The sequence below is a fragment of the Photobacterium sp. DNB22_13_2 genome (genome assembly GCF_052873915.1).
Window position 1 is genome coordinate 115,682 of the sequence record NZ_JBNNXU010000009.1, and the last position, 20,232, is coordinate 135,913.

At 48.2% G+C, this 20,232-nt stretch carries 17 protein-coding genes and 2 tRNA genes; 16 read left to right on the forward strand and 3 right to left on the reverse strand.

Features of this window, described 5'->3' with window-relative positions; all coding sequences use genetic code 11:
* The first annotated feature begins 45 nt into the window (after window positions 1–45).
* A complete protein-coding gene (locus ACVA58_RS14850; RefSeq protein ID WP_446511214.1) occupies window positions 46–900 on the forward strand; it encodes a magnesium transporter in 855 nt (284 codons plus the stop codon).
* A gap of 95 nt (window positions 901–995) precedes the next feature.
* Here ACVA58_RS14850 and dacB read toward each other — a convergent pair whose 3' ends face one another.
* Both dacB and ACVA58_RS14860 read right to left on the reverse strand, forming a co-directional pair.
* Entirely contained in the window at window positions 996–2,459 is a 1,464-nt protein-coding gene (dacB, locus tag ACVA58_RS14855; protein WP_446511215.1) for a serine-type D-Ala-D-Ala carboxypeptidase, read from the reverse strand.
* A 236-nt stretch (window positions 2,460–2,695) separates the two neighbouring features.
* Window positions 2,696–3,718, reverse strand: a complete 1,023-nt coding sequence (locus ACVA58_RS14860) for a porin (protein ID WP_446511216.1) — start codon at window positions 3,716–3,718, stop codon at window positions 2,696–2,698.
* A gap of 521 nt (window positions 3,719–4,239) precedes the next feature.
* On the opposite strand from ACVA58_RS14860, the gene greA reads away from it, so the two are divergent.
* Window positions 4,240–4,713 (forward strand): transcription elongation factor GreA, encoded by a 474-nt coding sequence (gene greA, locus ACVA58_RS14865; RefSeq protein ID WP_255041943.1) that lies wholly within the window; start codon window positions 4,240–4,242, stop codon window positions 4,711–4,713.
* Window positions 4,714–4,809: 96 nt separating this feature from the next.
* Here the strand turns inward: greA and yhbY are convergent, their stop codons facing one another.
* Window positions 4,810–5,106 carry a ribosome assembly RNA-binding protein YhbY gene (yhbY, locus tag ACVA58_RS14870; RefSeq protein ID WP_107300350.1) on the reverse strand — a complete coding sequence of 99 codons (297 nt, stop codon included), beginning with the start codon at window positions 5,104–5,106 and terminating at the stop codon, window positions 4,810–4,812.
* Between the two features lie 138 nt (window positions 5,107–5,244).
* Between yhbY and rlmE the strand changes: the two genes are divergently transcribed.
* The 14 genes from rlmE (at window position 5,245) to pnp (ending at window position 20,095) form a co-directional block, all read left to right on the forward strand.
* A complete protein-coding gene (gene rlmE / locus ACVA58_RS14875; RefSeq protein WP_255041945.1) occupies window positions 5,245–5,874 on the forward strand; it encodes a 23S rRNA (uridine(2552)-2'-O)-methyltransferase RlmE in 630 nt (209 codons plus the stop codon).
* A gap of 49 nt (window positions 5,875–5,923) precedes the next feature.
* Window positions 5,924–7,900, forward strand: coding sequence for an ATP-dependent zinc metalloprotease FtsH (gene ftsH / locus ACVA58_RS14880; RefSeq protein ID WP_446511263.1), 1,977 nt, complete (start codon window positions 5,924–5,926; stop codon window positions 7,898–7,900).
* Window positions 7,901–7,980: 80 nt separating this feature from the next.
* Complete coding sequence (folP, locus tag ACVA58_RS14885) at window positions 7,981–8,820, forward strand: dihydropteroate synthase (RefSeq protein ID WP_446511217.1); 840 nt, start codon at window positions 7,981–7,983, stop codon at window positions 8,818–8,820.
* 45 nt (window positions 8,821–8,865) lie between these two features.
* Entirely contained in the window at window positions 8,866–10,203 is a 1,338-nt protein-coding gene (gene glmM / locus ACVA58_RS14890) for a phosphoglucosamine mutase (protein ID WP_446511218.1), read from the forward strand.
* A gap of 197 nt (window positions 10,204–10,400) precedes the next feature.
* Window positions 10,401–10,733, forward strand: a complete 333-nt coding sequence (gene secG, locus ACVA58_RS14895) for a preprotein translocase subunit SecG (protein WP_446511219.1) — start codon at window positions 10,401–10,403, stop codon at window positions 10,731–10,733.
* A gap of 12 nt (window positions 10,734–10,745) precedes the next feature.
* Window positions 10,746–10,830: transfer RNA gene (locus tag ACVA58_RS14900), tRNA-Leu, on the forward strand.
* A gap of 57 nt (window positions 10,831–10,887) precedes the next feature.
* Window positions 10,888–10,964: transfer RNA gene (locus tag ACVA58_RS14905), tRNA-Met, on the forward strand.
* Window positions 10,965–11,142: 178 nt separating this feature from the next.
* Window positions 11,143–11,598, forward strand: coding sequence for a ribosome maturation factor RimP (rimP, locus tag ACVA58_RS14910; protein WP_255041950.1), 456 nt, complete (start codon window positions 11,143–11,145; stop codon window positions 11,596–11,598).
* A gap of 22 nt (window positions 11,599–11,620) precedes the next feature.
* Window positions 11,621–13,108, forward strand: coding sequence for a transcription termination factor NusA (gene nusA / locus ACVA58_RS14915; protein ID WP_446511220.1), 1,488 nt, complete (start codon window positions 11,621–11,623; stop codon window positions 13,106–13,108).
* Window positions 13,109–13,135: 27 nt separating this feature from the next.
* Window positions 13,136–15,889: a translation initiation factor IF-2 gene (gene infB / locus ACVA58_RS14920; RefSeq protein WP_446511221.1), complete on the forward strand. Its 2,754-nt coding sequence runs from the start codon at window positions 13,136–13,138 to the stop codon at window positions 15,887–15,889.
* A 95-nt stretch (window positions 15,890–15,984) separates the two neighbouring features.
* Window positions 15,985–16,383 (forward strand): 30S ribosome-binding factor RbfA, encoded by a 399-nt coding sequence (rbfA, locus tag ACVA58_RS14925; protein ID WP_107350682.1) that lies wholly within the window; start codon window positions 15,985–15,987, stop codon window positions 16,381–16,383.
* A 3-nt stretch (window positions 16,384–16,386) separates the two neighbouring features.
* Window positions 16,387–17,331, forward strand: a complete 945-nt coding sequence (truB, locus tag ACVA58_RS14930) for a tRNA pseudouridine(55) synthase TruB (RefSeq protein ID WP_255041956.1) — start codon at window positions 16,387–16,389, stop codon at window positions 17,329–17,331.
* Between the two features lie 123 nt (window positions 17,332–17,454).
* A complete protein-coding gene (gene rpsO, locus ACVA58_RS14935; protein WP_006646210.1) occupies window positions 17,455–17,724 on the forward strand; it encodes a 30S ribosomal protein S15 in 270 nt (89 codons plus the stop codon).
* Window positions 17,725–17,971: 247 nt separating this feature from the next.
* The gene (gene pnp / locus ACVA58_RS14940; RefSeq protein WP_446511222.1) at window positions 17,972–20,095 is read left to right on the forward strand and encodes a polyribonucleotide nucleotidyltransferase; all 2,124 of its coding nucleotides are present in this window, start codon (window positions 17,972–17,974) and stop codon (window positions 20,093–20,095) included.
* Window positions 20,096–20,232 lie beyond the last annotated feature (137 nt).

Consider the following 20,232-nt stretch of genomic DNA (forward strand, 5'->3'; position numbering starts at 1 on the left):
GCGGGTTCTGGTGGTCGTTACTGTTAGCTAATCGGGAGATTCGCCATGGCGGTAATGAACTATGCAGCTGATGCTGCACTGTTAAATGAAAACTTGGCTCAGAACGATGTTCTGGCCGTACGCAACGCGTTTTTGAAATATGACATCGAAGAGCAGGCCAAATTGCTGGTTAAGATGCCTATTTCAGAAGCGATTGCAATTTTGCATGAAATCCCTCTTCGCCATGTACAGATCTTGTTGGATCTGCTTGATGATATGGATGAAGAAGTCTGCATGCGTCACCTGGCTAACGGCCTTGGCTTGATTTGCTCGGAAGCTGAGCCTGCGGGCCACTACCTGCAAAACAGTGTATTCAGCCATGTTCGTGAGCGTATTGGCTGGATAGTTGGCCTGGCGTTGTTGGGTATTGTATCGGGCCTTATCATCTCTCACTACGAAGATACCCTGAGCCAACTGGTGTTATTGGCTGTGTACATGCCAGTGATTGCGGCAGCTGGTGGTAACACCGGCTCTCAGGCTGCGACCCTGGTTGTGAGGGCTCTGGCAATGGAAGAGATACGGTGCCGGGATTGGGTGAAGGTCATGTGGAAGGAATTCCGAGTCGCGTTGGTGATCGCTGGCGTCTTGGCGGCTGTTATCATGGGGCGCGTGATGATGTTCAGCGATGGCTCTTCGTTACCTATCGGTATGGAGCTGATGGATATCTCGATGGCCATCGGGGTAGCAATTTCCTTGCAAGTTGTGCTGTCGACAACGGTAGGCGGTGTACTGCCGATGATTGCCCGTGCAGCCAAGCTTGACCCTGCGGTACTGGTGAGCCCGGTATTGGCATCGGTAGTCGATATTACCGGTATGATCATCTACTTCAAGACGGTCAATGCATTCCTAGCGCTGGCCTAGTTCAAACTGCCTCAATATTTAGACCATAAAAAGCGAGTGACGATGAGTCACTCGCTTTTTTATTCAGGTTATTTCGTCGTTAACATCTGTCAGCATCAATACTGCTTGTATAGGCTTTGGTATAGCGTACGCTCGAACGTTTCGATCGGCGGCGCAATAGCCGGTAGGCTTTCATCGCGCTCTGGCGGAAAGTAGTTACTCACCATCTGGACAAAAAGCAGGGTATTACCTGATTGGGTTGTCAGCATTCCGGCAAGGTTATAGGTGCCGTATAGTGAGCCGCTCTTGGCGCGGATCTTTCCCTTCAGTGGTTGTTGGCGAAGACTCTGGCGGTAGCGCAGGGTACCGCTCTGACCACTAACGGGCATGGTCGCCAGTAGATCTAACTCATCGTTATGCTGGTAAATGTAAGTGATCACTTCCATCATTTGGCTTGTTGTCATTCGGTTGTTGCGCGACAGGCCTGAACCATCGACCATCACTGTACGCTCTAGATCGATATTGGCTTCCTGCTTGAGGACCGCTTTTATAGCCTTGCTGCCATTTGAAAAACTGCCCGGCTGGTTGAAATACTCAGCGCCTAATGTCTTGGCGATATTGTCGGCATACAAGTTATCGGATTTTTTGACCATGTGGTCGAGCAATTCGTTCAGCGGTGCTGACCGGTGGGTCGCAATGACCTTGCCCTTTGTGACGGTCGCCTTGTCATCACGCTTTACTTGGCCTTCTAGTTTTATACCGAGGCGTTTAAATTCAGCCGTGATCACTTGGCTGATATAGGCCTCGGTGTCTTGTACGGCAAAATTGAGCGGTAGCGGTTTGTCGCGCTTAACCAGGCAGCCGCTCAAGTGATAGTGGTTACTTCCTTTATCTATCAGCTCTAGATCACAGTGGCTGGCTTTCTGCCTATCTTTAGTTGTCACCAGCGCATCGGTGGTGACCGTCAGTGGTTGGTGGCTGGGAATATTAACTCTAGTCTTCTCACCGACTTGGCGATTGCTGTATAACGCTCCTTGTACGCAGTTGTGCTCAAGGCTCAGGCTGCTTGACGGCGCGCTATAACATACCCCCAGAATATCCCACGGCCAGCCGGGTGCCTGCTCATAGCCACTGAACTGACTGCCGTTAAGTAGTAGATCCCCTTTAATGATGCTACCGGAATGTGCCTTGAGCTTACCCAGTAGCCCTGTGAGCTGCTTTCGTGAAAAAGAGGGATCACCACTGAAGCGTAGGACGATATCATCCCCTTGCCGCTCTAGCTGGGTGGTAAAGCGGAAATCTTTACCGAGGTATAGCTGGGCAGCCAGTGCTGTCACCATTTTTTGGGTACTGGCCGGTGGCTGGAATTGGTTTTCCCGCTGTGAGTAGAGCACCTTACCTGTTTTGGCATCCGCGACTAAAAGGGAGGTATCGTGGCCGCTGGGCAGCGAGCGAAAATCTGGATGATAAGATTTAGGTGCCGTTGGTGGTGGCACGGCATTGTTTGTACTGGCAACAGCGATGTGAGGAAGCAGCGATAGGCTTACGGTAATAAGCAAAAGACGAAATGGCAGATGCATGTGCGGCCCTAGTATTGGAACAATAAGTTATTGAACATTAGATTTTGAATATGAACGTTTGAATATCAGAGTGACCATGATAAACAATATGGGGCAGATAAAAAGTCAGAGATAGGAAAGCTTGTTTTGGGCGGGGGGGAGCAAAGGTTTTATTTTCTGGACTTGAGATAAAAAAACACCGGCCAGAAGGCCGGTGCTTAGAAAAGGCTGTGTTAACGCTCTATATCCAAATTGGATTAGAAGTCGTAACGTGCACCTAGAACGAACTCGTCAGATGCATCTGCTTTACCAACATCTTTAGAGTCAAGCATGTTGAACTTGTAAGATGCGTAAGTGCGGAAGTTCTTGTTGAAGTAGTGAGTCGCGTCAACTGCGAATGAATCAGCGATGTCTTCGCTGTCAGTCTTGTCTTCAAGGTAGTTGTAAGTCGCTACGAATACAGTTTTGCCGTATGTATAAGCTGCAGCGAATTCGTAACCGCGTACTTTATCAGTGTTTTCAGTTTTACGAGAGTCTTGGTATAGACCTGAAACGTAGAAGTCACCGTACGTGTACGAGATAGCACCGAATGCGTTCTTTTGAGTTTCATCGATGTTTTGGCCACCGATTGTGTTTACGTCTTGCTCACCGTAACCCGCACCGAAACCTAGACCCATGTCCATAACGTACATTGCACCAACAGAGTAACCGTCGCCGTATGCAGTAGTAATGTCGTTAGAGTTTGTGTCTTTAGCGCCTTCGAATGCGTAGTTAGCTTTAACAGTTAGGTTGTCACCCATGATGTCAAAAGAACCAACGTATGCAAGGTTGTTAGACGTACGGTCAGCAGCAGCAATTTTGCCACCAGCTTCGTTACCGTGGTAAGACATGATATCAGTGAAGTCAGTGATCATGCCTAGAGAGCCGTCAGTCTTACCGTAAACAACTTTACCGAAATCACCACCGATACCAGCGTTGATGTGACGGTTGTTTACGTTGCCGCTGTCTGAAGAAGTGCCAGAGCTTGTGTATTCGCCTTCGTAGAAACCGATACCGTATACAGTATCAGTGATGTCAGTTTTACCAGCGATGTTCATACGAACACGTGATTTGTCTGAAACCTGGTTATCACCAGCTGCGTCTTCAGACATAAGAGCACGTGCTTCAAGACGACCACCTACTGCTAGGCTTGAAGTTTCGTCAGAGTAAACTTCAGCAGCTGTTGCTACAGAAGAGATTGATGCTGCTGCTACTGCTAGAGCAATCAGTTTCTTGTTCATTGTCGAATCCTTTTGGAATTATTTTGTTGTATGCATATCAATGCTAAATGCATGCTGTTCTTTTTACTGGTCTCTGGCCCGATCTGTTAGTAAAAAAAACTGAAAAATACTTTATTTTAATGGTCTTAATGACTTTGATGTGCGGTAACTGTATTTATATCAGGTGGTTAGTTGTGGTTGAAAAAGTTCGGTGTTAATGGCGGTTTTTAGCTATTTTTAGGCTTTATTACTTGTGTTTTTAGCTGGAAAGAATTGTTTTAATGCGTGTTTTTGTGATCTCCAGCGCATAAATTTTGAACAGCATGCGTTAGGCGTATAAATTGTGAAATTTTTATGATTTACCGCAGGTGGGGTAACGGCTGTAATGTAACTATGCCGCGCAATGAACAGGATGATCTCTTTGGCATCTTTGTTTAGAATGAAGTGTTCCCATTAGTAATCGCCTAGTTCGACTAACCTGTCGAACTGGCTTTGTTTTGCCTAATAGCAGTGGCTATACGGGCGTTGAGGTAATAAGAGTTATGGATAAGATTCCAATGACGGTACGCGGCGAGAAGCTGCTACGCGAAGAGCTGGAAGTACTAATGAAGCGTCGCCCGATCATTTCACAGGCCATTGGTGAAGCACGTGAGTTGGGTGACCTGAAAGAGAATGCCGAATACCACGCTGCCCGCGAGGAGCAGGGTATCTGTGAAGCACAGATCCGTGATATCGAGTACAAGCTGTCTGTATCGCAGGTGATTGATGTCACCAAGATACAGAACACCGGTAAAGTGATCTTCGGTACGACAGTCAGCCTAATCGATGTGGATACTGAGGAAGAAGTGACTTACCAGATTGTGGGTGATGATGAGGCGGATATCAAAGCCGGTCGTATTTCGGTGAACTCACCGATTGCCCGAGGTCTTATTGGTAAAATGCAAGATGATGAAGTGACGATCACTACACCGGGCGGTGCGCGTGAGTTTGAAATTTCGGAAGTTGCTTACATTTAATATTACTAAAGTGTTATTAAATGTATCAGTAAAGAATGGATCATGGCATTCCGTGCCATGATACAGGCATAAAAAAGGCCGCAGCGGCGGCCTTTTTTATTTGCGCGGAAGCTCGATCTTACGTTCTTCGCTCTGGCGGTAAAGTACCAGTGTCTTACCGATCACTTGGACTTTCTCTGCCTTGGTTTCGCGAACAATTGCGTCAACGATCAAAACCTTGGTCTCGCGCTCTTCAGCAGCCACTTTAACCTTGATAAGCTCGTGGTGGTTAAGTGCCAGTTCAATCTCGGCAATCACGGCTTCAGTCAGGCCATTTGCGCCCATTAGGACAACAGGCTTTAGGTTGTGGGCAAGACCTTTTAGGTATTGCTTCTGCTTGGTGCTTAGATTCATGTCGGCTCTATTATTAAATTAGGGTTGAAAACCGCGTATTCTAACGCCATATAGTCTAGATGACTAATTTGTTTAGTATACGCCATTTGTGGTGTTGCTGAGTATACTTGATAAGTACCCAAACTCATTAGGTAAATCATGAGTAAGAAAAAACATTCGGGCAGTTCTGGCCGATGGCTGAAGGAACATTTTGATGACAAATATGTTCTAGAAGCTCAAAAAAAGGGCTACCGCTCTCGCGCGATTTTTAAAATCGAAGAAATTCAAAACAAAGATAAGCTACTGAAGCCCGGCATGACCGTGGTCGATTTGGGAGCGGCTCCTGGTGGGTGGTCACAGTATGCAGCAGAGGTTGTTGGTGATGAGGGACAGGTGATTGCCTGTGACATCTTGTCAATGGACTCGCTACCTGGTGTGAGTTTTCTGCAAGGGGATTTTCGAGAGGAGGCAGTCTTGGATGCGCTGCTTGAGCGTATCAAGCCGGACATGGTTGATGTTGTGTTATCTGACATGGCACCGAACATGAGTGGCAACTTGGCTTCAGATCAGCCTAGAGCTATGTATCTTGTTGAACTAGCATTAGATATGTGTAGACAAGTACTTGCGCCTGATGGCAGTTTTGCGGTGAAGGTTTTCCAAGGTGAAGGCTTTGACCAATATCTGGCAGAAGTGCGTAGTATGTTCAAGGCAGTCAAAATTCGTAAGCCAGATTCTTCACGAGATCGCTCTCGTGAGGTATATATTGTAGCTACAGGTTACAAACTGTAGTACCCTAAATTCATCTATTAGTTATCGCGAGGTTAACACCTTGAGTGACATGGCAAAAAACTTGATTTTGTGGTTGGTCATCGCTGTGGTTCTGATGTCTGTTTTTCAGAGTTTCGGTCCCGGTGATAGTGCTGGCCGTCAAGTCGACTATACAACCTTTGTCCGTGAAATCGGTCAGGATCAGATAAGGGAAGTGCGATTCAATGATCGTGAAATTACCGTATTCAAACGTGATAACACGCGATACGTCACTTATCTACCTGTCGTTAACGACCAAAAGCTGTTAGACGATCTTATTAACGCTAACGTAAAGGTCATGGGTACTCCGCCTGAGGAGCCAAGCCTACTGGCCTCAATCTTTATATCCTGGTTCCCGATGCTCTTGCTCATCGGTGTCTGGATCTTCTTCATGCGCCAAATGCAGGGCGGCGGTGGTAAAGGAGCCATGTCGTTCGGTAAGTCTAAGGCTCGCATGATGAGTGAAGACCAGATCAAAACAACCTTCGCTGACGTAGCGGGTTGTGATGAAGCCAAAGAAGACGTGAAAGAGTTGGTGGATTACCTGCGCGATCCAAGCCGCTTCCAGAAGCTGGGCGGTAAGATCCCAACGGGTGTCCTGATGGTCGGTCCTCCTGGTACAGGTAAAACCCTGTTGGCGAAAGCCATTGCCGGAGAAGCGAAAGTTCCATTCTTTACTATTTCAGGTTCTGACTTCGTTGAAATGTTTGTTGGTGTGGGTGCATCCCGTGTCCGCGATATGTTCGAGCAAGCGAAAAAAGCTGCACCTTGTATCATCTTTATCGATGAAATTGATGCGGTAGGCCGTCAGCGTGGCGCTGGTGTTGGTGGTGGTCACGATGAGCGTGAGCAAACCTTGAACCAGATGCTGGTTGAAATGGATGGTTTCGAAGGTAACGAAGGTATTATCGTTATCGCCGCAACTAACCGTCCTGACGTACTGGACCCTGCACTATTGCGTCCTGGTCGTTTCGACCGCCAGGTTGTGGTTGGCCTGCCAGATGTACGTGGCCGAGAGCAAATCCTGAAAGTTCACATGCGCAAAGTACCGCTAGACGGTGATGTGAAGCCTGAGCTTATCGCTCGTGGTACACCGGGTTTCTCGGGTGCTGACTTGGCGAACTTGGTCAATGAAGCAGCATTGTTTGCAGCCCGTGGTAACAAGCGTGTTGTATCAATGGTGGAATTCGAACTGGCGAAAGACAAAATCATGATGGGCGCAGAGCGCAAGTCTATGGTAATGACGGACGATCAGAAAGAATCCACTGCATATCACGAGGCTGGCCACGCAATTATCGGTCGCTTGGTACCGGATCACGATCCGGTTTATAAGGTCTCTATCATTCCTCGTGGCCGCGCACTGGGTGTAACCATGTACCTGCCTGAGCAGGATCGTGTCAGTCACTCCCGTGAGTTTTTGGAATCAATGATTTCAAGCCTTTACGGTGGCCGACTCGCTGAAGAACTGATTTACGGTGTTGAAAAAGTATCTACCGGTGCCTCGAATGATATCGAGCGCGCGACTGATATCGCCCGTAAGATGGTGACGCAGTGGGGCTTCTCTGAAAAGCTTGGTCCATTGCTTTATGCTGAAGATGAAGGTGAGGTTTTCCTTGGCCGTTCAGTGACGCAGAGCAAGCACATGTCAGACGATACGGCGAAGCTAATCGATAATGAAGTTCGTACACTTATTGACCGCAACTACGAGCGAGCGCGTGAAATCCTAGAGCAAAACATGGATATCATGCACGCAATGAAAGATGCGTTAATGAAGTACGAAACAATCGATGCTGGTCAAATTGATGACCTGATGGAGCGTAAGTCAGTTATTCGAGCACCAAAAGGCTGGGGTAACGAAGACGACACCATGAAAGCTGACGCTGTTACTGATGAGCAGCCTGCTGAGCAAGAGGAAGCGGCGGCTGAGCCAAAAGCCGAAACGCAACCTGAGCAAGCACCTGATACTCAATCAGTACAGAACAAAGAAGACGACAAGCCACAAGCCTAATCGTTGCTAGCTAATCAAAAACCCCGACTTAGTTCGGGGTTTTTTGCATATAGAACACCGAATATCCAGGAGCGGTAAACGTGATCCTCAAGAGCAAAACCAAAACGTTAGATCTTTCCCGTCCCCATACCATGGGGATTTTGAACGTCACCCCTGATTCTTTTTCAGATGGCGGACGCTTTAACCGTATGGATGCGGCCTTGCGCCATGCCGAGGAGATGCTGGCGGCGGGGACGTCGATTCTGGATATCGGCGGTGAGTCAACGCGGCCAGGGGCCAATGCCGTTGGGACAGATCAGGAGCTTGAGCGGGTAGTGCCAGTGATTGAGGCCCTGCACCAGCGCTTTGATTGCTGGATTTCGATTGATACCAGCAAAGCGCAGGTGATGAGCGAGGCGGTAACAGCAGGAGCTGATTTGATCAATGATGTCCGTGCCCTGCAAGAGCCTGATGCGCTTGAGGCTGCCGCTAAAGCCGGTGTACCTATTTGTGTAATGCATATGCAGGGGCAACCGCGTACAATGCAGCATCAGCCGACATACCAAGATGTTATTGCCGATGTCGGTGATTTTTTGGCTGAACGTATTCATGCCTGTGAGCTGGTTGGGATCCCCCGCGAGCAATTGCTGTTGGATCCCGGGTATGGGTTTGGCAAAACCCTTGAGCATAATTACCAGTTACTTGCTCACCTTGATGAGTTCCATCGCTTCGGCCTCCCGCTGTTGGTTGGGATGTCGAGAAAATCGATGGTGTTCAAATTATTAAATAAACAACCGGCCGATTGTTTGGCCGGTAGCCTTGCCTGCGCTGCTATCGCCGCAATGAAAGGGGCACAGATCATCAGAGTTCACGATGCGAAAGAGACCGTTGATGTCCTCAAAGTGTGCGAGATGACACTGTCCCAGTTGCGGGGCGAGTAAATGCCTGCTGCAGGAAAAAAATAGATTAATTGCTAGGAGCAGATAATGGCTGAGCGTAAGTACTTTGGTACCGACGGGATTCGTGGTTTGGTGGGCAAGGCCCCGATTACTCCGGACTTTGTATTGAAACTAGGTTGGGCGGCTGGGCGTGTGTTATCCCAGCAGGGCACCAAGAAAGTTATTATCGGTAAAGATACCCGTATCTCTGGCTACATGCTGGAATCCGCACTGGAAGCCGGTTTGGCAGCTGCAGGTTTGCAGGCAGCCTTCACTGGTCCAATGCCAACCCCGGCTGTTGCTTACCTCACGCGAACGTTTCGTGCAGAAGCGGGTATTGTGATCTCGGCGTCGCACAACCCTTATTACGACAACGGCATTAAGTTCTTCTCATCAGAAGGAACAAAACTACCGGACGACGTTGAATTGGCGATTGAAGCCGAAATGGATAAGCCCCTGACTTGCGTAGAGTCTGCCATGCTGGGTAAGGCATACCGAATCAACGACGCTGCTGGCCGTTATATCGAGTTCTGTAAAGGTACTTTCCCTAGTAAGTACGATCTGTCCAACTATAAAATCGTAGTCGATTGCGCCCATGGTGCGACATATCATATTGCCCCGAGTGTATTCAAAGAGCTGGGTGCTGAAGTGATCACCATTGGCTGCGAGCCGAACGGTACCAATATCAATGACAAAGTTGGCGCCACCGACGTTGCAGCCTTGCAGGCTAAAGTGTTGGAAGAGAAAGCAAACTTTGGTATTGCCTTGGACGGTGATGGCGATCGTGTGATCATGGTCGATGAAGAAGGCAACAAAATTGATGGTGATCAGATCGCCTACATCATTGCCCGTGATGCTCTGCGCCGCGGCGAGCTCAAAGGCGGTGTGGTCGGTACGCTGATGACGAATCTTGGTATGGAAAATGCCCTGAAGAACCTGGGGATCCCGTTTGTCCGTGCCAAGGTGGGTGACCGCTACGTGATGGAAGAGCTGAAGAGCCACGGTTGGTTGATCGGTGCCGAAAACTCAGGTCACGTTATCCTATTGGATAAGGTGACAACGGGAGACGGTATTGTTGCTGGCCTGCAGGTGATGGCGTCGATTGTCGGCAGCAAGATGACTCTGAAAGAGTTGGCGGATGGCATGACCATGTACCCTCAGGTACTGGAGAACGTCCGTTTTGAAGGAGAGTCTAATCCGTTGGAATCTGATGCAGTTGTTGCTGCAACCGCAGCTGTTGAAGCTAAACTCGGTGATAAGGGGCGCGTATTGTTACGCAAATCAGGCACCGAACCTTTGATCCGCGTAATGGTGGAAGGGGAAGACGCAGCGCTGGTCAAAGAGTCAGCCTTGCTGATCGCTGACGCAGTAAAGGAAAACTGCTGATATAGCCCTAAATTCAACTAATCGATGTCGGTTTTGTCTAAATCTTCGACAAGTAATTCAAGAAACTAAGTTTTCGTAGAGATTTTACTTGTCAGTGAAGAGCGCTTTCGCTAGTATTCATTCCGCTCCTAATGGAAGGGGTGCGCTGGCACTGCTGAAGCAAAGCCGGCACAACAATTTAACCATAGGTGGAACCCATGTACGAAATTCTACTTGTGATTTATCTGTTGGCTGCGCTTGGTGTTATTGGCCTAGTTTTGGTTCAGCAAGGTAAAGGCGCAGATATGGGAGCTTCATTTGGGGCTGGCGCATCAGGAACCCTGTTTGGCGCGAGCGGCTCTGGAAATTTCTTGACCCGAATGACCGCTGTTTTTGCGACTATCTTTTTCGTCATTAGCCTAGTGCTTGGTAACATGAGCGCCAAAAAGGCACACGAAACAAGTGGTTGGGAAGACCTAAGCGCTCCGGCGACTGAACAAGTTGTTGAGCCAACTCAGAATGCACCCGTTAACAGTGACATTCCTGAGTAAATAAAGAATTTAGCCGAGATGGTGAAATTGGTAGACACGCTAGCATGAGGTGCTAGTGCCGCAAGGTGTAGGGGTTCAAGTCCCCTTCTCGGCACCATTATTAGTCACTTGAAAGAGTGATGTCTGAGCGATATAATCGCTATCAGATTACGGACGCGGGGTGGAGCAGCTTGGTAGCTCGTCGGGCTCATAACCCGAAGGTCGTCGGTTCAAATCCGGCCCCCGCAACCACTTTCCGAAAAAACAGCTATTATTAGTAAGGTTGTTTTTTCTATCACAGCGACCCGCTGTGGTAATCAGGGTCCAGTGATAAAAAACCCCGTAATTCGGGGTTTTTTATTATCTGAAACATGACCATTCAGGTATCTACTGGGCTTTATAGCCCTTTTTTTGTTTCCGGGGGGTTGTCTTGACAGCTTTAGAGATGCAATTGACCGAACTGCTTGATGCGCCGGTAACGGCGACAGGCTATGAACTTGTCGGTCTGGAATTTATCCGAGCAGGTGAACACTCAACACTGCGAGTATTCATCGATCATGAAAACGGTATTAACGTTGATGATTGTGCCGAAGTAAGCCGCCAGGTAAGCGCGGTGATGGATGTTGAAGATCCAATCACTGTAGCCTATCACCTGGAGGTCTCTTCCCCTGGTCTAGAAAGGCCGCTTTTTAAAGCCGCACATTACCAACAGTTTATTGGCCACGAGGTCAACCTGGTGTTGAAAATGGCGATGGGCAACCGTCGTAAGTGGAAAGGTGATATCGTTGCCGTTGAAGGTGAGCTTGTCACATTAAATGTTGATGGCAATGAAGAAACATTTGCACTGAGCAATATTTCCAAGGCCAACCTGGTTCCAAAATTCTAACCGCTAAATTGGGGCATTAGAAATGAACAAAGAAATCTTGGCTGTCGTTGAAGCGGTATCCAACGAAAAAGCTGTACCTCGTGAGCGTATCTTTGAAGCACTAGAGATCGCACTGGCAACAGCAACGAAGAAAAAACACGAAGCGGAAATCGATGTTCGCGTAGCTATCGACCGTAAGACTGGTGAATTCGAAACCTTCCGTCGCTGGAAAGCGGTTGAAGAAGTGACTCAGCCTACGCTGGAAATCACTTTGGAAGCAGCCCAGTTTGATGATGAAACCATCGAGCTTGACGGCTTCGTTGAAGATGAAATCGAATCGGTGACTTTCGACCGAATCACCACACAGACTGCGAAGCAGGTTATCGTACAGAAGGTACGTGAAGCTGAGCGTGCACAAATCGTTGAACAGTTTATTGACAACGAAGGTGAGCTAATCACCGGTGTAGTAAAGAAAGTTAACCGCGATGCTGTTATCATTGACCTTGGTAATAATGCAGAAGCTGTTATCCAGCGCGACGACCAGTTGCCACGTGAAAACTTCCGCCCAGGTGACCGTGTTCGTGGTCTTCTGTACGCAGTACGACCTGAAGCACGCGGTTTCCAATTGTTCATGACTCGCTCTAAGCCTGAGATGCTATCAGAGCTATTCCGCATCGAAGTGCCGGAAATCGGTGAAGAGATGATTGAACTGATGGGTGCGGCTCGTGATCCAGGTTCTCGTGCCAAGATCGCTGTGAAGACTAACGACAAGCGCATTGACCCTGTGGGTGCATGTGTGGGTATGCGTGGTGCACGTGTACAGGCTGTCTCTGGTGAGCTAGGTGGCGAGCGTATCGATATCGTACTGTGGGATGAAAATGCCGCTCAGTATGTGATCAATGCGATGGCTCCAGCAGAAGTAAGCTCTATCATCGTTGATGAAGACAACCATACTATGGATATTGCTGTTGAGAAGGATAACCTTGCTCAGGCAATCGGTCGTAGTGGTCAGAACGTTCGCTTGGCATCTCAGCTAACTGGCTGGGAACTCAATGTAATGACAGTTGAAGATCTTCAGAAGAAACACCAAGAAGAAGCCCAAGAGTCTATCGAAGTGTTCACTAAGCACCTTGAAATTGACGCAGACTTCGCCACTGTATTGGTTGAAGAAGGTTTCACTACGCTTGAAGAAATCGCCTATGTACCAGTAGCCGAGTTGATGGGTGTAGATGGCCTGGATGAAGACACAGTTGAAGAACTGCGTAACCGCGCGAAAGAAGCGCTAACCACGCTTGCCCTTGCTCAGGAAGAGACTTTTGAAGGTATTGAGCCTGCTGAAGATCTACTGGGTCTGGAAGGCTTGGAGCGTGAGCTTGCGTTTAAGCTGGCCGCGAAAGGCGTTGCAACGCTAGAAGATCTTGCTGATCAGGGTACTGACGATCTTACTGATATCGAAGGTGTCGATGAAGCAAGAGCGGGCGAGCTGATTATGGCTGCTCGTAATATTTGCTGGTTCAGTGACGAAGCATAAAAATTTCATACGCAAGGGAGAAGCAGCATGTCAGAGGTTACAGTTAAAGCATTAGCCGAGGAAATTGGTACGCCGATTGACCGTGTGCTTCAACAGTTTGCCGATGCTGGTATCAGCAAGAAAGCTGAAGAAAGCGTAAGCCAACAGGAAAAACAGACGCTGTTAGCCCACCTGAAGAAAGAACATGGTGGCGATAGCAGTGCTGGCGAGGCTCCTACACGCCTTACTTTGCAACGTAAGACCCGAAGCACATTGAGTGTTTCGGGCTCAGGTGGCAAAAATAAAAGTGTTCAGGTAGAAGTGCGCAAAAAGCGCACCTACGTAAAGCGTTCTGCGCTTGAAGAAGAACAGCGTGCCGCGGAAGAAGCAACACGCCAGGCTGAAGACTCAGCCCAGCGCGAAGCGGAAGAAGCCGCTCAGCTAGCAGCCAAAGAAGCTGCCAAGCGTGAAGCAGAAGAGCAGGCAAAACGCGAAGCTGAAGAAGCTGCTAAGCGTGCTGCTGAAGAAACGCGTTTAGCCGAAGAAAAAGCTAAACAAAATGCAGAACAGAATGCGGATCGTAATGCTGAGGACAAGCAGAAGCGTGACGCAGAAGATAAGCGTTTGGCCGAAGAAAAAGCTAAACGCGCCGCCGCTGATGAACAGGCTAAAAAAGAAGCTGAGTCGCTACAACGTCGCCGGGAAGAGGAAGCCAAGCGTAAAGCCGAAGAAGACAGTCAGCGTCAGCTAGAAGAGGCACGCAAAATGGCAGAAATTAATGAAAAGAACTGGTCAAAACCTGACCAGGAAAAAGGTAATATGGATAAAGCAGACTACCATACTACAACGTCTAGCTACGCACGCGCAGCTGAAGACGAGCAAGATCGTAAGGAAGAGGGTGGTGGTACTACCCGTCGCCGCAAGAAGAAAAAAGCGGGTCCTAAACAAGACAACCGCGGTGGCCGCAACCAGCGTGGCCGTGGTAAACCTCAGATGAACAAGCCGACGTCAATGCAGCATGGCTTTGACAAGACAGCGACTGTTGCTAAGCAAGATGTCGTTATCGGCGAGACTATCGTTGTCTCTGAGCTTGCTAACAAGATGTCTGTGAAGGGCGTTGAAGTTATCAAGGTGATGATGAAGATGGGTGCGATGGCAACCATCAACCAGGTTATCGACCAAGAAACTGCAGCACTAGTTGCAGAAGAAATGGGTCACAAAGTTGTTCTACGTAAAGAGAACGAACTTGAAGAAGCGGTACTGTCTGACCGTGACGAAAACCTAACTGTTGTTCCTCGTGCTCCTGTTGTTACTATCATGGGTCACGTTGACCACGGTAAAACATCAACACTGGATTACATCCGTAAAGCGCACGTTGCTTCTGGCGAAGCGGGCGGTATTACGCAGCACATCGGTGCATACCACGTTGAAACTGACAACGGTATGATCACTTTCCTTGATACTCCTGGACACGCCGCGTTTACCGCAATGCGTGCTCGTGGTGCTCAAGCGACAGATATCGTTGTTCTTGTTGTTGCAGCAGATGATGGCGTAATGCCACAGACTGTTGAGGCAATCCAGCACGCGAAAGCGGCAGGTGTTCCTCTGATTGTTGCTGTGAACAAGATCGATAAAGAAGACGCAAACCCAGACAATGTTAAGAATGAGCTAGCTCAGTACGATGTTATCCCTGAAGAGTGGGGCGGTGAGAACATGTTTGTTCACATCTCTGCGAAACAAGGTACTAACATTGACGGCCTGCTAGAAGCTATCTTGCTTCAGTCTGAAATTCTTGAACTGACTGCAGTTGAAGAAGGTATGGCGAGCGGTGTTGTTGTTGAATCACGCCTAGATAAAGGTCGCGGTCCAGTTGCAACTGTACTTGTACAAGCTGGTACACTGCGTAAAGGTGACATCGTTCTTTGTGGTCTTGAGCACGGCCGTGTTCGTGCAATGCGCGATGAACTGGGTCAAGAGATCGAGTCTGCAGGTCCTTCTATCCCAGTTGAGATCCTAGGTCTTTCTGGTGTGCCTTCTTCAGGTGATGAAGCAACTGTTGTACGTGATGAACGTAAAGCTCGTGAAGTTGCACTTTACCGTCAGGGCAAATTCCGTGATGTTAAACTGGCTCGCCAGCAGAAAGCTAAGCTTGAGAACATGTTCTCTAACATGACTGCAGGTGAAGTTGCAGAACTTAACGTTGTACTGAAAGCTGACGTACAGGGTTCTGTGGAAGCGATTGCTGACTCACTACGTAAGCTATCGACTGACGAAGTTAAGGTTAACATTGTTGGTTCTGGTGTTGGTGGTCTGACAGAGACTGATGCCGTGCTTGCTGCAGCATCTAACGCTATTCTTCTTGGCTTCAACGTTCGTGCTGATGCATCTGCGCGTCGTACAATTGAAACTGAGAACCTAGACCTGCGTTACTACTCAATCATTTACCAATTGATTGACGAAGTGAAAGCGGCAATGGGTGGCATGCTTGCTCCTGAGTTCAGACAAGAAATCATCGGTCTTGCTGAAGTGCGTGATGTGTTCAAGTCGCCTAAGATTGGTGCTATCGCCGGTTGTATGGTTACTGAAGGTACCATCAAGCGTAACAACCCAATCCGCGTACTGCGTGATAACATTGTTATCTACGAAGGTGAGCTTGAGTCACTACGTCGCTTCAAAGACGACGTTCAGGAAGTTAAGAACGGCTACGAGTGTGGTATCGGCGTTAAGAACTACAACGACGTTCGTGTTGGCGACCAGATCGAAGTTTACGAAATTGTTGAAATTCAGCGTACTCTTGACTAATAACAAGAGCCAAAAAGCTGTTTTATAACAAATAATTTTATGGGGAGCTTCGGCTCCCCATTCTTTCAAGAGAGTTTTCTCTAAGAGAGGATTGAATGTCTAAAGAATTTAGCCGTACTCAGCGTGTTGCTCAGCAACTGCAAAAAGAGTTGGCAGTGATCCTACAACGCGAGTTGAAAGATCCACGCATTGGTATGACAACTATTTCAAGTGTTGATGTATCACGTGATATGAACTACGCGAAAGTGTATGTAACTTTCCTTACAATTGGTGAGCAAACACCGGAAGGTAGCTTAGAAGCACTCCGTGAAATTGCACCATACATCCGTTCATTGCTAGGTAAGGAAATCCGTCTACGTGTGACGCCTGAGCTAAACTTCATCTTTGATCAATCTTTGACTGAAGGTATGCGTATTTCTAACCTGGTTTCAAAAGCTGTGCGTGATGACGAAGATCGCCGCGGTGACGAACCAGAAGCTGAAGGCGAGGAGTAAAGCATGGCACGTCGTCGTAAGGGCCGTCCGATAGACGGTGTAATTCTGGTGGATAAGCCAACGGGCATTAGTTCAAATGATACACTTCAGAAAGTGAAGCGTATCTTTTTTGCTCAAAAAGCTGGCCATACAGGAGCGTTAGATCCTTTAGCGACGGGCATGCTGCCGATTTGTTTCGGTGAAGCGACAAAGTTTTCCCAGTTCCTGTTGGACTCGGATAAACGCTACCGGGTGATTGCCAAACTGGGTGAGCGCACTGATACCTCTGACTCTGATGGTGAAGTGGTGCAGACCCGGGAAGTGAAAGTCGACCGTGGCCAACTTGAACGCTGCATTGCCAAGTTCCGTGGTACAACCGATCAAATCCCGTCGATGTACTCGGCATTGAAATACCAAGGCCGTAAGCTTTACGAATATGCCCGCGAGGGAATTGAAGTACCACGCGAATCTCGCAAAATTACTGTTTATTCGGTGGAGCTTCTGCGCTTTAGCGACAACGAAGTGGAAATGGAACTGCATGTGTCGAAAGGCACTTACATCCGTACTATCGTTGATGATCTTGGTGAGATGCTTGGTTGTGGTGCACACGTCACCTTCCTGCGCCGGACGGGAGTATCCAACTACCCAATGGAGCGGATGATGACCATCGAGCAGCTTGAAGCCCTGCTTGAGCAGGCCAAGGAGCAAGATATTGCCCCTTCAGAGCTGCTGGATCCACTGTTGCTACCTACTGATACTGCGGTGCAAGATCTACCTGAAGTGAATATCCCTCCAGCATCGGCGGTATATATCCTTAATGGTAATCCGGTTCGCGCGGGCCGTTTGCCGGCAGAAGGGACGCTAGTGCGTATCACCGTTGCCGAGCAGAAAGAGTTCATCGGCATTGGCGTGGTTGACCCTGAGGGGCAGTTGGCACCTAAGCGTGTTATGGCGAACCCGCAGGCATAGCGAAACAGCAATAAATTATCTTGTAGTTATTTTGCGCTCCACGTATAATCCGCGGCTCGGGTGTCGGCTGAATCAGAGATTGGCTGGCGCAAATTAGAAACATCTTTGTATTAGGAATGAGTTATGTCTCTGAATGCAGAAACTAAAGCAGCAATCGTTGCTGATTACGCGCAGTGCGAAAACGACACTGGTTCTCCTGAAGTTCAGGTTGCTTTGCTAACAGCACAGATCAACCACCTTCAAGGTCACTTTGCTAACCACAAGCACGACCACCACAGCCGTCGCGGTCTACTTCGCATGGTTTCTCGTCGTCGTAAGCTTCTAGACTACCTTAAAGGTAAGAACCTAGATCGTTACCAAGACCTAATCAAGCGTCTAGGCCTACGTCGCTAAGATTGCTTTCTGAAAGGAGCCGAATGGCTCCTTTCTTTTTATCTATGCACTTCCATCTGTAATAACACGAGTCGTTTTCGTCGACCTTCAGGTCGCGACTAATGACAGTTTTCCTCCCGAGAGGGAATTTTCATTAGTCGCGATACGTGAAATTACCGTAAAGTGCTTTTCATCACATGACGCTTTTCCTTGTGTCAGATATACTTAACGGCGCAAATAGAAAGCGGAATAAATTAAGGAAATTCACGTGAATCCTATCGTAAAGACTTTCCAGTACGGTAACCACACGGTTACTATCGAAACTGGTGTAATGGCACGTCAAGCTACTGCTGCTGTAATGGTAAGCATGGATGATACGTCTGTATTCGTCTCTGTTGTTGGTAAGAAAACAGCGGTTGAAGGTCAAGACTTCTTCCCTCTAACTGTTAACTACCAAGAGCGTACTTACGCTGCAGGTAAAATTCCTGGTGGTTTCTTCAAGCGTGAAGGCCGTCCATCAGAAGGCGAAACGCTAACTGCTCGCCTGATTGACCGTCCAATTCGTCCGCTATTCCCAGATGATTTCAAAAACGAAGTACAAGTAATTGCTACTGTTGTTTCTATCAACCCAGACGTTAACCCAGATATCGTGACAATGATCGGTACTTCTGCGGCACTAGCGATCTCTGGTATTCCTTTCAACGGCCCTATCGGTGCTGCACGTGTTGGTTTCATCAACGATCAGTTGGTATTGAACCCAAGCAACACTGAACTTGAAGAGAGCAAGCTAGACCTTGTTGTCGCGGGTACTGAAGGCGCAGTATTGATGGTTGAGTCAGAAGCTGACCGTCTATCTGAAGAGCAAATGCTACAAGCAGTTGTTTACGGTCACGATCAGCAGCAAGTTGTTATCAACGCGATCAAAGATTTCGCGGCTGAAGTAGCGACTCCTGCATGGGATTGGACTGCACCGGCTGTAAACACTGAGCTTAAAGCGCTTGTTGCTGAAAAAGCAGAAGAGCGTCTATCGACGGCTTACCAAATCACAGAAAAGATGGCGCGTTACGAACAAGTTGGCGCAATCAAGTCTGACGTAGTTGAGTCACTACTTGCAGAAAACGAAGCTCTAGATGAGCGCGAAATTCGCGACATGCTTGGTTCTCTAGAGAAGAACGTTGTACGTAGCCGCATCATCGCGGGCAACCCACGTATCGATGGTCGTGAAAAAGACATGGTTCGTGCGCTAGACGTACGTACTGGTGTACTTCCACGTACTCACGGTTCTTCACTATTCACACGTGGTGAAACTCAGGCGCTTGTAACTGCAACGCTTGGTACCCAACGTGATGCTCAAATCATCGATAGCCTAATGGGTGAGAAGAAAGATCACTTCCTTCTACACTACAACTTCCCTCCATACTGTGTAGGTGAAACAGGTTTCGTTGGTTCGCCTAAGCGTCGTGAAATTGGTCACGGTAAACTGGCTAAGCGTGGTATTGCTGCTGTAATGCCATCTGTTGACGAATTCCCATACACCGTGCGTGTTGTATCGGAAATCACTGAATCTAACGGTTCATCGTCAATGGCTTCTGTATGTGGTACATCTCTTGCGCTTATGGACGCAGGTGTGCCAATCAAGGCATCTGTTGCGGGTATCGCAATGGGTCTTGTTAAAGAAGGCGATGACTTTGTTGTTCTTTCTGACATCCTGGGTGACGAAGACCACCTTGGTGACATGGACTTCAAAGTTGCGGGTACTGAAGACGGTATCACTGCACTGCAGATGGATATCAAAATCGAAGGTATCACCAAAGAAATCATGCAGATTGCTTTGAACCAAGCAAAAGGTGCGCGTACGCATATCCTTGACGTTATGGATCAGGCAATCAACGCACCTCGCGAAGATATCTCTGAGTTCGCTCCGCGTATCCACACGTTGAAGATCAACCCTGAGAAGATCAAAGACGTGATCGGTAAGGGCGGTGCAGTTATCCGCGCTCTAACTGAAGAGACGGGCACAACGATTGAAATCGAAGACGACGGTACAGTGAAAATCGCAGCGACTGAAGGTACAGCTGCGAAAGAAGCAATTCGCCGTATCGAAGAGATCACTGCAGACGTTGAAGTAGGCCGTATCTACACAGGTAAAGTAATGCGTATCGTTGACTTCGGTGCGTTCGTTTCTGTTATCGGTGCTAAAGAAGGTCTTGTTCACATTTCTCAAATCTCTCAAGAGCGTATCGAGAAAGTGGCTGATCATCTTGAGATGGGTCAGGAAGTTAAGGTTAAGGTACTGGAAATCGACCGCCAGGGCCGTATCCGCCTAAGCATGAAAGAAGCACAAGCTGATCTTAACCCAGCACCAGCAGGTGAAGAGAAGCCAGAAGCATAAGGCTTTTTGCTAAAATCATGATATAAAGGGGCTATTCAGCCCCTTTTTTTATTTTATTGAGACCTCACCGGAAAATCCCTTGCAATAATCGGTCAGGAGAACGCGGTTGCGTCTCTTATGGGCTACGATGGTATATG